The organism is Paenibacillus polymyxa (assembly GCF_018614975.1).
Taxonomy (GTDB): domain Bacteria; phylum Bacillota; class Bacilli; order Paenibacillales; family Paenibacillaceae; genus Paenibacillus; species Paenibacillus polymyxa_E.
On record NZ_JAGGNR010000010.1, the window covers coordinates 253,687 to 266,631 of the forward strand.

The 12,945-nt window shown below is 47.4% G+C and carries 11 protein-coding genes and 1 other annotated feature; all 11 genes read left to right on the forward strand.

The features are described 5' to 3' along the window. Positions 1-186 precede the first annotated feature (186 nt). Positions 187-774 carry a non-ribosomal peptide synthetase module gene (locus J7E78_RS08500; RefSeq protein WP_215075798.1) on the forward strand — a complete coding sequence of 196 codons (588 nt, stop codon included), beginning with the start codon at positions 187-189 and terminating at the stop codon, positions 772-774. A gap of 325 nt (positions 775-1,099) precedes the next feature. Further along, positions 1,100-1,501 (forward strand): adenosylmethionine decarboxylase, encoded by a 402-nt coding sequence (speD, locus tag J7E78_RS08505; protein ID WP_215075799.1) that lies wholly within the window; start codon positions 1,100-1,102, stop codon positions 1,499-1,501. A gap of 341 nt (positions 1,502-1,842) precedes the next feature. Further along, positions 1,843-3,228, forward strand: coding sequence for a glutamyl-tRNA reductase (hemA, locus tag J7E78_RS08510; protein ID WP_215075800.1), 1,386 nt, complete (start codon positions 1,843-1,845; stop codon positions 3,226-3,228). A 14-nt stretch (positions 3,229-3,242) separates the two neighbouring features. Continuing rightward, complete coding sequence (ccsA, locus tag J7E78_RS08515) at positions 3,243-4,070, forward strand: cytochrome c biogenesis protein CcsA (protein WP_397330523.1); 828 nt, start codon at positions 3,243-3,245, stop codon at positions 4,068-4,070. 5 nt (positions 4,071-4,075) lie between these two features. Continuing rightward, on the forward strand, positions 4,076-4,726 hold the full coding sequence (locus J7E78_RS08520; protein ID WP_215075801.1) for a precorrin-2 dehydrogenase/sirohydrochlorin ferrochelatase family protein: 651 nt from the start codon (positions 4,076-4,078) through the stop codon (positions 4,724-4,726). Positions 4,727-4,728: 2 nt separating this feature from the next. Next, on the forward strand, positions 4,729-5,685 hold the full coding sequence (hemC, locus tag J7E78_RS08525; RefSeq protein WP_215075802.1) for a hydroxymethylbilane synthase: 957 nt from the start codon (positions 4,729-4,731) through the stop codon (positions 5,683-5,685). Positions 5,686-5,689: 4 nt separating this feature from the next. Further along, positions 5,690-7,252 (forward strand): uroporphyrinogen-III C-methyltransferase, encoded by a 1,563-nt coding sequence (gene cobA / locus J7E78_RS08530; RefSeq protein ID WP_215075803.1) that lies wholly within the window; start codon positions 5,690-5,692, stop codon positions 7,250-7,252. 105 nt (positions 7,253-7,357) lie between these two features. Then, a complete protein-coding gene (gene hemB, locus J7E78_RS08535) occupies positions 7,358-8,359 on the forward strand; it encodes a porphobilinogen synthase (protein WP_215075804.1) in 1,002 nt (333 codons plus the stop codon). A 26-nt stretch (positions 8,360-8,385) separates the two neighbouring features. Continuing rightward, positions 8,386-9,690 (forward strand): glutamate-1-semialdehyde 2,1-aminomutase, encoded by a 1,305-nt coding sequence (gene hemL, locus J7E78_RS08540; RefSeq protein WP_215075805.1) that lies wholly within the window; start codon positions 8,386-8,388, stop codon positions 9,688-9,690. After that, entirely contained in the window at positions 9,687-10,592 is a 906-nt protein-coding gene (locus J7E78_RS08545) for an RluA family pseudouridine synthase (RefSeq protein ID WP_215075806.1), read from the forward strand. Before hemL ends, J7E78_RS08545 begins: the two co-directional genes overlap by 4 nt. Before the next feature lie 355 nt (positions 10,593-10,947). Next, positions 10,948-12,483: a LysM peptidoglycan-binding domain-containing protein gene (locus tag J7E78_RS08550; protein ID WP_215075807.1), complete on the forward strand. Its 1,536-nt coding sequence runs from the start codon at positions 10,948-10,950 to the stop codon at positions 12,481-12,483. Between the two features lie 155 nt (positions 12,484-12,638). Next, positions 12,639-12,920: a binding site (T-box leader), on the forward strand. Positions 12,921-12,945: the final 25 nt, after the last annotated feature.

A 12,945-nucleotide genomic window follows, 5' to 3' on the forward strand; every position in this document is an offset into this window, starting at 1 on the left:
TTATGAGATTTCGTAAGAATTCATCATCTGGGTCTGGAGAAAAATAGCGTTAGGGTAGTGTATAATGAGCATAAGTGCATATTACCAACAGTACCAAAATACCGGCCTTGCCGGCCTGAAGAATTTTGAAATTACTGCTACATGTGCAGGAAGACAAAACAATCGGGAAAGAATTGAGGGATTTGTATGGCTCAGCGGTTAGCCACAGAGTATGTTAAGGCCACTATGAAATTGTCAGAACCCCAGATGCATCAGTTTTTGCGCATGACAGAAGACGGCAGGCTTCATCATCGGGTTAAGGTGTTGGACAATGGTTGTCAGGAGGTTGTGCTGGGGGATGTAAGTGGAGAAGAAGTGCATTTCCCTTTTGACCGCATAGAAGGGTTTTATATCTGTGAGTTATCTTGCCGCCTGGTGAATCTGCATCTGACCAACGTTGTCCGGAAGCTCTTTGTGACTTTTAAAGGTGACGGGGTCGTTCATCGGATCTATAAAGGGTTCACCATGACGTATGTTTATGCTCAAGGCACTGTCCGCAAAATTGTGGAGAAGACCGGGGAGAACACCCGAGTGATCTATGAATACAAAAATACGTTGCTTGAATTGCAACATCTGTTTCAGGCCAGAGATGTAGAACGCGAAATCAACCGTGTGTATGCCGAGATCGATTCACTGCTGGACACTAGAAAAGATGCGACTGCTGATCAGCTTCTTCAGATTGATGAGACCCTTGCTCGTCATCAAAAACGGTTGTTTGAGCTTGAAGCTTATTAACTTAAAATTGTATGTATATGAACGTAATGAATTCCCTTGTATCTTCCGGACAGTGGCACTCGCCAATGTGGAAGTTTCAGGGGGATTTTTTGATGTGAGATCGAATATTCCGAATTGAAAATATTTATTTTACAATCTTCTGGAAAAGGGTTGATTTCACGCTGATTCAATGTTATTTTTAATCTCGTTGAAAACAATATAGGAACCAGGATTCACTCAGGACATTATATGTTGCGAGAGATTTTTCCCTCGGGAAGTGAATGACGTAGGTCCTAGCGGATGAAATTTTACTCACATTTTATTCCTAGGAAGGGGGAACCGAAGGATGGAATATTCAACTTTCGGAAGACACGTTGCTGTTGATACTTGGGGTGTCAACTTTAATCTACTGAACAATGCAGAGTATCTGGAAGCTCAAATGGTTGAAGCAGCGGAGGCATGTGGCGCGACAGTAATGTCCGTGCAGTCCAAGCAGTTTGACCCACAGGGAGCGACCGTACTTGTACTATTGTCTGAGAGCCATCTCTCCATTCATACGTATCCTGAGAGAGGTTTTGCAGCGATTGATTGTTACACTTGTGGGGAGACTGTAGATCCACAGCTTGCTATTGACTACCTGGTATCCGTATTAAAGCCTGAAAAAACGTATGCAAAGAAGCTGGTACGTGGATTGGGCGAATTGCAAGTTGAAACACCAGAGATGAACAACCAGACGGAACGGGTTTAAATAAAAAGTATATTGCATACACAATGTTCACATATCGGGATGGACACATAACCTCCCAAACTCAAATAGTCATGGAAAATTCCATGACTATTTGTTTTAATATGCGTATCGTTATGAATATTCATAATCGACACTTTTTAACGCATAACGGTGAACTTTGGTGAGACACTACAATAAATGACAGTGCATATGATGATGAACATGGGGATTTCATAAACATTTCATAAAAATGACCCGGTCACGGCTATGATGTGTGATATAATTAACCATGTCAATCATAAATGGATAGACATATGCAGTAAGCACTTTGATTGGAAATTTATTAGGCAGGTGAACTTGCAATGCACATCGTTGTTGTTGGTTTGAATTATCGCACGGCGCCTGTAGAGGTTAGGGAACGATTCACGTTTGCAGAAAAGGATTTGTCTGAAGCGCTGCAGCAGCTCAAGCTGACCAAGAGTGTATTGGAAGGTGTAATCGTAGCCACATGTAACCGTACCGAGTTGTATGTTGTGGTGGACCGTCTTCACATGTGTGGTTATTTTATTCGGACATTCATGGAACAATGGTTTAATGTACCACGAGAAGAATTCACGCAACACTTATATATATATGAAGATGATCAAGCTATGCGCCATTTATTCCGTGTCATTTGCGGACTGGACTCTATGGTCATTGGTGAGACTCAGATTCTTGGACAGGTGAAGCAGGCTTTTTTCAAAGCTCAGGAAGAGAAGTCGACTGGCACTTGGTTTAACATGCTGTTCAAGCAGGCTGTTACTTTAGGTAAACGAGCCCATTCGGAAACTTCGATCGGTGAAAGTGCTGTATCGGTCAGTTATGCTGCTGTTGAGTTGGGTAAGAGGATATTTGGCATGTTCACAGACAAGAAGGTGCTCATTTTGGGTGCCGGCAAGATGAGTGAACTAACCGTGAAACATCTCTATGCCAATGGGGCATCCGAGGTCATCGTGGCGAATCGAACGCTTGCACGAGCCGAGGAATTGGCTGCCAAGTTCCGAGGCACGCCTTGTACAATGGAACAGGCAATTGAACGATTAAACGAAGTTGATATTGTTATCAGTTCAACTGGGGCTGAACGTTATGTGCTGAATGCCACCGTTGTTCGTGAGAGCATGAAGCGTCGTCAATCCCGTCCATTGTTCCTGATTGATATTGCTGTTCCAAGGGATATAGATCCGGCGATTGGGGAGATATCCAACGTATTCCTTTATGATATTGATGATCTGGAGGGAATTGTAGAGAGCAATCTGGAGATGCGTAAGGTGGAGGCAGCCAAGATTGAGAAAATGATTGAGCTTGAGATGGAAGAGTATTATCAATGGCTCAAAACATTGGGCGTTCGTCCCGTCATTCGGGCTTTGCAGGAGAAAGGTGCTTCCATTCATGAAGAAACAATGGATAGTCTGTTCAATAAGTTGCCTGATCTGAATGAACACCAACGTAAAGTCATCCGTCGTCTGACCAAGAGCATCGTGAATCAAATGACGACAGATCCTATTAATCGGATCAAGGAAATGGCAGGTACGAAGCACGGTGATGAAGCTCTGCGCATGTTTACTCAGATTTTTGCTCTGGAGGATACAGTAGAGATTGCCGCTGAGAAAGTTAATCAGAGTGATGCTACGGCTCTGCGCAAACCAGCCGCTCACCTTAACGAAAACCGGCAAGACCCCGTGCCGGCTTTTGCTCCGGCAGGCGTATAAGGCAGGTGGGTAGCTTGACCCTTGCTGAACAAGTCTATGAAGCTCTAATTTATATGTATGCCCTGAGCCTACTGTTCTATTTCTCGGACTGCATTCGACGCAATGCGGGGGCGAAGCGGACAGGCACAGGGTTTCTTGTTGTTGTCTGGGGGCTACAGGTAACACATGTCATTTTGCGCATGTGGACCGAAGGCCATTTCCCCATTTACACGACTTTTGATTTTTTGTTTATATTTTCATTCAGTATTGTGCTAATGTCTCTCGTCATGACACGCATCCAGCGTTCTGAATTTGTGATTCTGTTGCTGAATGTTGTTGGTTTTTCCGTTACGGTATTAAACCGACTTTGGTTTACGGCCGGAGAGATATCATTGCATAACTGGCAAACCGTACATGGATTACTCATTATGCATATTACCTTGGCGAATCTCGGTTTTGCGGCGTTAACCGTTGCTACGGTATTTGCCTTGTTATATCTGTTCTTGCACCATAAGCTGAAGAAAAAAAAGTGGAATGATACGATGCGGCGGTTGCCCAGCCTGGAAGTGATTGGCAAATACATGGATGGTGCTAATTTTATTGGGACACCGCTCCTTGGTGTTTCTGTGATGCTTGCCGTATTATCGATTGTGGCGGAAACACGCTGGATTCTGCTCTTGGATCTCAAAGTTATCGCGACAGGTCTTGCTATAGCTATCTATGTCGGTTACTTCGTATCCAAAAGAAGGAAACAGTTCTCTACGATTATTATGGCAAGATGGACACTGATCGGGTACGGATTTGTCATTATGAGTTTTTTATCCAATGCGTATTCAGCGTTTCATCGTTGGACGGGAGAGTGAAGGGGATGGACCGTTACACGCCGATATTTGTGAATACTTCAGGCAAGAAGTGCTGCGTGGTTGGTGGTGGGCGTGTTGCCGAACGTAAAATTAAGGGATTACTGCCTGCCGAGGCACAGATTACGGTCATTAGTCCGGAGCTTACTCCCGTATTAAAACAACTGCATCATGAATCCCGAATTCAATGGATAGACCGGTCCTACCGCAATGGAGATTTGCGGGGGGCCTTTCTCGTATATGCAGCGACTGACCATTCAGAGGTGAATTCAACTGTGGTTCGGGATGCTGAGGCCGCGGGCATATTGGTGAATGACGCAATGTCTTCGGAGTACAGCAGCTTTATTACGCCAAGTGTGGTAAGGCGTGGGAGATTAAGCATAGCGATATCCACAGCAGGAGCGGGACCGGCAGCAGCTGCGGAGATACGTGCCACACTCGAACGACAGTTCGGTGATGAGTATGAGACGTACCTTGAGTTTTTGCACCAGATGAGGACCGAGGTGAAGTCACGCGTATCTTCTTCAAGTCTCAGAAGTACGTTACTTCGGCAGTTAACTGAAATGCACATATTAGAAGATATTCGTACAGGCCATTTTCGGTGGTGGACCGAAGAAGAAATCGGGGACTGGATATCCCGTAATCAGGAGGAAGTGTAGATATGCGTACAATTAAAGTTGGAAGTAGACAGAGCGCGCTTGCGCTAACCCAGACAGGCCATGTCATTCAGGATTTACGCGATATTTGTGAGCGGGAAGGATTAGCTTTTGACTTTGAAGTACATAAGATTGTTACCAAGGGAGATCTCATTCTGGATGTAACGTTGTCAAAAGTGGGAGGCAAAGGTTTGTTTGTCAAAGAGATCGAACAGGCGATGCTTGATCGTACCATTGATATGGCTGTTCATAGTATGAAGGATATGCCCTCCGAGTTACCTGAAGGATTAATCAATGGTGCTATTCCCCGTCGTGCAGATCCACGTGATGCGCTGATCTCCAATGGTGGACTTACTCTGGATCAACTGCCAGAAGGAGCTAGAGTCGGAACAAGCAGTCTACGCCGGTCGAGTCAATTAAAGGCCTATCGTCCAGATTTACAATTGGAATCGATTCGCGGCAATATTGATTCCCGTCTGCGGAAGCTGGAGACCGAAGGATTCGATGCGATTATTCTGGCTGCTGCAGGATTGTACCGAATGGGGTGGGAAGACCGGATTACAGAGTATTTAACCGAAACAGCTTGTCTTCCGGCAGTGGGTCAGGGCGCACTTGGTATCGAATGTCGTGAAGATGATGATGAACTATTACATTTGTTACAGCTGTATAACGATCCAGAGACAGCATTTCCTGTACAGGCGGAACGCCGTTTTCTCAGTGTATTGAATGGGGGCTGCCAGGTTCCGATCGGTGCTCATGCGGTGTGGGTGCCTCAGCAAGATGCAGATTCCCTGAATGGTGAAAACACGTTACAATTAACAGGTATGGTCGGCACGCCGGATGGTGGACTGATTCTTAAGGAAGCTCTGATCGGCAAGGACCCGGTTCGTCTGGGTGAAGAAGTGGCTTGGCGATTGATTGAACGGGGAGCAGAGCAGATACTGGCAGAAGTTAGGGGATGAAGACATGGTGGGAAAGGTCTTTTTGGTAGGGGCAGGTCCTGGGGATGCAAAGCTGATTACGGTAAAAGGGTGGGAATCCATCGGTAAAGCTGATGCTGTAGTCTATGATCGTTTGGCAAGTCCGAGATTGTTGAAACAAATGAAACCCGGCGCAGTCAAGATTTACGTGGGCAAGCGCCCGGATCGGCATACGATGAAACAGGAAGAGATCAATCAACTGTTGGTTGATCTGGCTCTTGAAGGCAAGGTTGTAGTTCGGCTTAAGGGTGGCGATCCAACAATCTTTGGACGCGTGGGCGAAGAGGCGGGTTTGCTGCACAAAAACGGAATTCCGTTTGAGATTGTACCTGGGGTTACCGCTGCAATAAGTGTACCTGCTTATGCCGGAATTCCCGTCACTCACCGTGACTATGCATCTTCCATCTCTATTATTACGGGGCACGAGAGTCCGGACAAGCTTGATCGCAGTATCCATTGGGATAAAGTGACGAATGCAACGGGCACACTGGTGTTTATGATGGGGGTTGCCAAAATTGGATATATCAGCGATCAATTGATTCGTCATGGTCGTCCAGCGCAAACACCGGTGGCTCTGATTCGTTGGGGAACACGAGCGGAACAGGATACCCTTACAGGTACCCTTGAAGATATAGAAGCGAAAGTGATCGCAGCCAATTTCCAACCACCAGCTGTTATTGTGGTAGGGGATGTCGTCAATCAAAGGGAACAATTGAAATGGGCAGAAGCGCTCCCGCTGTTTGGCAAACGAATTCTGGTAACCCGTGCTCGCAGTCAGGCGAGTGAACTGGTGAATCGCATTGAGGAACTTGGCGGGGAACCGTATGAGTTTCCGGTCATTGAGACGGTCATGCCGTCCAGTGAATCTGCGCAGCAAAGTGTCAAAGACGCCTTCAGTGCTTTAAATACCTATGACTGGGTGTTTTTCACAAGTGTGAACGGCGTGGAGTTTTTCTTCCGCCATCTGGAACAGGAAGGAAAGGACATTCGTTCGATTCATCAAGCGAGAATTGCTGCCGTAGGACCTTCCACAGCAGACGCTTTGCGCAAACATGGCATTGTAGCTGAAGTTGTCAAAGGTCCTTTCCAGGCCGAAGGCATGCTTGAGGCTTTTGAGAGCGAATTAAAGGAAGGTCAGAGCGTATTGCTTCCGCACGGTGATCTGGCACGTACGTGGTTACGTGACCAGCTGAGAGAACGAGGGCTTCAAGTCACCGAAGCTATCACCTACGATACGATCCTCGCTGGTCAGGATGATGATGAACTGCTCAAGCTGCTTGAAGAAGGTGGAATTCATGCGGTGACCTTTACAAGTTCATCGACGGTTACCAACTTCATGAGTATGTTGAAACGTATGGGGGTGCAAGATCCACTGCCTTTATTGAAAGATGTGGAGGTTGCGTGTATTGGGCCTGTTACAGCGAAGACGGCAGAAGCCGCAGGACTAAAGGTTACACTGATGGCAGAGGAAGCAACGATGGATAGCTTGATCACAGTGCTATGCGACTGGAAACGGACAGGCACCAAAGAAGGCGCGCTTCGAAATTAATACACATGTAATCATGTCAACATATGAAGCGTGCTGAATTCGATAGGATACCAGCGCGCTTCCCTTTTTGCTCTATTTAACTTTTTTCAAGGAGGTTTTACTCGTATGAGTTTTCCAATTGTACGGCATCGCCGTTTACGTCAATCCACAGGTATTCGTAATATGGTCAGAGAGACCCATCTAACCGTGGATGATTTTATTCAACCGATCTATGTTACGTATGGAGAAAATGTAAAATCTGAAATTAAATCCATGCCTGGCGTATTCCGCTTCTCGCTGGATCGTCTTCAGGAGGAAGTAAGGGAAATTGCCGAGCTTGGAATTCCAGCTGTACTATTGTTCGGTATTCCTGAGACCAAAGACAGTGTGGGTTCGTCTGGTTTTGCAGAAGATGGTATTGTGCAGGAAGCAACGAGATTAATCAAATCCTGGTATCCGGAACTGCTGGTTATTGCAGATACTTGTCTGTGTGAATTCACGGATCACGGTCACTGCGGTATGGTACACACCGTGGAGATTGACGGTCACATCTGCGGAGATGTGTTAAATGACGAATCACTTGATCTGCTTGTGCAAACGGCAGTGTCCCAAGCCAAAGCAGGAGCGGACATTATTGCACCATCCAACATGATGGATGGATTTGTACAAGCGATCCGCGCTGGGCTGGATGAGAATGGATTCAGTCACATTCCGATCATGTCCTACTCTGTTAAATATGCATCCGCATTTTATGGCCCGTTCCGCGAAGCAGCGGATTCCACACCACAATTCGGGGACCGCAAGTCGTATCAGATGGACCCGGCAAACGCGCGTGAAGCCTTGCGTGAAGCCGAAACGGATGTGCTGGAAGGAGCGGATATGCTAATGGTCAAACCATCCCTTTCCTATCTGGATATTATGCGCACCATCAAGGATCAATTTGATCTTCCGCTTGTTGCCTATAATGTAAGTGGCGAGTATGCCATGGTGAAGGCGGCGGCGATTCAAGGCTGGATCGATGAGAAAAAAGTTGCCATGGAAATCCTGCTGAGCATGAAACGCGCAGGTGCAGATATGATCATTACCTACTACGGAAAAGACGCTTCACGCTGGTTGGCTGAGAAATAAAATAAATTACATGGAGGTGGATATTCATGACTGCACAACAAGGTAATCGTCGCAATGATGAGCGCTCACGCAGCGCGTTTGAGGAAGCCAAGCAGTACATACCCGGGGGTGTGAACAGCCCTGTACGCGCATTCAAATCGGTTGGACTTACTCCGATCTATGCTGAGCGCGGCGAAGGGTCCAAAATTTACGATATTGATGGCAATGTTTTTATTGACTATGTGGGATCATGGGGCCCACTCATTATGGGACATGCATACCCTGACGTTGTAGAAGCTTTGCGTGAGACAGCCCTTAAAGGAACAAGTTTTGGTGCGCCTACCTTGCTGGAGACCGAGATGGCAAAACTGGTCTGTGAGCGTGTACCTTCTATCGATATCGTGCGGATGGTTAATTCCGGCACGGAAGCAACCATGAGTGCCATTCGACTGGCACGCGGGGTAACCGGACGCAGTAAAATTCTGAAATTTGAAGGATCATATCATGGACATGCAGACAGCTTGCTGATCAAGGCGGGTTCAGGTGTTGCAACACTGGGGCTGCCAGATAGCCCAGGCGTACCTGAAGGTGTAGCTGTGAATACAATTACGGTACCTTATAACGATCTGGAGTCCGTGAAGCTTGCTTTTGAACGTTATGGTGAAGAACTGGCCGCTGTTATTGTGGAACCTGTGGCGGGTAACATGGGGGTTGTACCTCCGGCTTCCGGTTTCCTTGAAGGCTTGCGCAGTTTGACAACGCAATATGGCAGCCTGCTTATTTTTGACGAAGTCATGACCGGTTTCCGCGTAGGGTTGAACTGTGCTCAGGGACGGTATGGGGTTACACCTGACCTGACTTGTCTGGGGAAAGTTATCGGTGGCGGACTCCCCGTTGGTGCTTATGGTGGTCGCCGGGATCTGATGGAACAGATTGCTCCTACGGGACCGATCTATCAGGCAGGTACACTTAGCGGGAACCCGCTGGCTATGGCAGCAGGGTATACAACGCTCAAATTGTTAACACCAGAGGTCTATGACCGTCTGGAGACATTGTCTGCACGTTTGCAAGCCGGATTCGAGAAAAATGCAGCTGAGACGGGTATTGCGATAACCATTAACCGTGTGGGTTCCATGGTTTGTCCATTCTTCAGTGCCGTTCCAGTAACCAATTATGATATTGCCAAAGAAAGCAATCTGGATCAATTCCGTCGTTATTTTGCGGCCATGATTGATCAAGGTGTGAGTGTTGCGCCTTCACAATACGAAGGCATGTTTGTCTCTGGTGTGCACACAGAGCAGGATATTGACGATACGATTGAGGCGAATCGTAAAGCTCTTCAATCGCTATGACCATCAAAAGTTGGAAACGCCGCGGGGAATGGCTGGAGCTGATGCCAGGGAAAGCCGTAACAAGCAGTTTGGACAAACAGATGGCTGCTGAGCAATGGCTATTGTCTGAACTTCAGTTTCCGGAGAAATTGCTCCGTCAGCTGAAAGCAAACCAAGGAATACAACTTGCAGGGGACCGGCTTCGGCTGGCCCTTTTTGCGTCCCAGCCGATCGATGTTGAGCCACGCTGGGCTGATGTGGATGTACTGTATGAGGATGATTTCTGTCTGGTTATGCACAAACCGGCAGGCATGAAACTGCATCCAGATGGAAGCCGTGCTGATCAGGCCATCACGCTGGATCATGTGGTTGCCTCTTATTATGAAATGAACGGTATTCAGGCGAGCGTACGCCATGTTCATCGACTGGATGAGGATACAACGGGACCTGTCCTGTATGCCAAAAATGCTTTTGCTCTCGCCAAACTGGATGAAGCGATGCGGCGTAAAGAGATTGGTCGGCATTATTTAGCCATTGCAGGGGGGCAATTATCCTCTGAACTCCACAAAATTGATGCTCCGATTGGCAAGGACAGACATCACAAGCAGCGCAGACGTGTGTCGGACGGTGGGCAGGAAGCTGTTACCCATCTGAAGGTCGTCCAAATGTGGGAACGAGCAACCCTTGTACGTTTGAAATTGGACACAGGGCGAACGCACCAAATTCGTGTACATCTGAGTTACGTGGGGCATCCACTTATCGGTGATCAGCTGTATGGTGGAAGAGCCGATGTCATTGGGCGGCAGGCACTTCATGGAGAGATGCTTAAGTTTAGCCATCCGCTAACGGGAGCCATGATTGAAGTGAATGACCCTTGGCCGTCTGATTTTACACAATTGGCAGAGCGAGAGAGTTTTATATAAGTTCGACTAACTATTTACACGAAAACGGAGAGGACAGAAACAACGAGAAGAAGCAAAGCGTTCGCCTAAAAGCTTTCTGAAAGAAAGCTGCTTCGGAAGCATAAGCTATCCCCGGATTTTCCCTTTGAAGAAGGGAATCAAAAAAATCTGGGGATAACAGTGATCGGAAGGTTATTCTGTCATCGAAGTGGCTAGGTGCAACATTCTCTATTTCGCTTTATATAGCAAGGTTTCACAAAAGGTGGCATGCCCATCCCATTTAAGGCATATAGATGGGGTAATGAAGGATTTGGACCATGGATCAGTCCCATGAGAAGGATCATGGTGAACATATGCCGAAAGGAGGACGCCACCTTTGTTGAATCAACCTTATGGTTTGCGGTTCGATATTTATGAGCGCGTTCATTTGTCTGAGGGAGTCCCTGCGATTGAGGAATTGGAGGAGATTGAACTATACCCGCGCATTCAAGTCATAGGGCAGGATGATCATGCCACGTTAAGAGGGCATCTTTTACTTACAGGTGCGTACAGAGGAGAAAATGAGGCTTCAGAGGAACTCAAACACTTCATTCCCGTGGAGATCACAGTGCCGCTGAACCGGGTCAGATCGATTGAGGATATTTCCATTGAGATCGAAAATTTTGACGTGGATCTGTTATCCAATCGCAGTCTGAACATTACAGGCGTGTTGTCGCTGCGAGGCATCGAGGGTTTTCCTGTTGAAGAGCCACAAGTGTGGTCAGCAGATGAGTTTACAGTTGTTCATTCACCTGATGCTCAGCAATCCAACCGTTCCGATGAAGCAGTACAGACAGGCAACGACCCCAACACATTTTCACAAGAGTACCTGCTCCACCGGAATGAGGAAGAGAGACTTGCGAATGCAGCAGAACTTGCATATGGTGCTCCGGAATATCATCAGGAATATGCGAATACGTCATCGGCCGAGCCACTTCAATCTGAGGAGCAAAGTGCGGAGTACACTAATGAAAACAGACAACCTGATACAAACGAAGATCCCGCATCTCTGACAGTGAATGGAGATGAATTGGCATCTCATGAGCAATACAGCGAACCTTCTCCGATCTCGTCATTTATGGCTGAGACCGCTGATCGGTTAGCTTCTTACCCTGAGTCGGAACCATTGCTGCCTCTGGAAGATGAGTCTTCGGGTTGGTCCGAGCCTTCCGTGGATGCATTGCCTGCGAACTCGAGAAGTGCAGATCAAGCAGTCTCAGAGCCTGCTGCTCAATCATCTAATGAGTTGGCAGCACCGGATGTACCGGACGCACCAGAGGTATGGCACTTCGAATCAGCGAGATCTGTACCTCAGCAGGAGAATCAGGCAGTTGCCGATGTCCCGGGCGAATCACAGGCGGAGAACTGGCAAGGTGTATTTGCTTCGTCCGAACCAGGCAACGCTGAGGAAGACCGGCCGTCTTTTGAAGCGACTGGGGTAGACGAGTTCGTGCAGAACGAAGCATTTGTTCCTGAACCTGTGGCTGAGACGGAAGACAAGCCGGAGCTGAAGGTTGCTTTTGGCAGCAAAAAAGAATCCGCACCACGGCAAGAAGAGGGTGTAGGTATCTCTTCCTTGTTATCCTCCGGCAGAGCGGCACGCGATGCTGAAGTGGAGCGAGGCGATGAGGTTCCTGCGGGTGTGGTACAGGAAGAAACGTATCCAGCTGATGATGTGGAATGGAAGAACCTGTTCCTGAAAACGATCGTGGACCAGACCCCTTTCCGCAAGGTGAAACTGTGCATTGTTCAGCGAGAAGATACACTGGATGCCATTGCAGATCGATACCAATTGAGCACGAGGGAACTTCAGTTGTATAACCGATTATCTGAGCAGGTTGTGGAAGAAGGTCAGATATTGTACATCCCTTAATCCGTAGTTAAAGCCTTCGTTAGAACCCGTGATCCCCTTGAGGATTGCGGGTTTTTGCATGATTTGTCCTAAACCTGCATTCCGGCGCTCTTTATCCGCTGTTGTCAGGTTGACTATCGCGCACGAGCAAGGTATGATGTGTGTAGGTTTTTTGAAGAACAACGTGGAACGGGAGTAGTAGACAGTATGACCTTTCAGAGAGTGGAATTGCAGCGCTGTGAGATTCCGCAGGAACCAACTGATCGAAGTCGCCCGGGAGTTGCCTGTTTGAATACAAGGGATGAATGAGATGTATCGTCATTTATTTCTGAGGTAGGATGGGCCGGTAGCAGCCGTTATCTGCTTGAAGTGTCACGTCATGTGCAGAGGGTGAAGTCTATCTTGCTGTCGGCGTGAAACAAAGGTGGTACCGCGAAAGCTAACCTTTCGTCCTTTGATGGATGAAAGGTTTTTTTTGTTTTT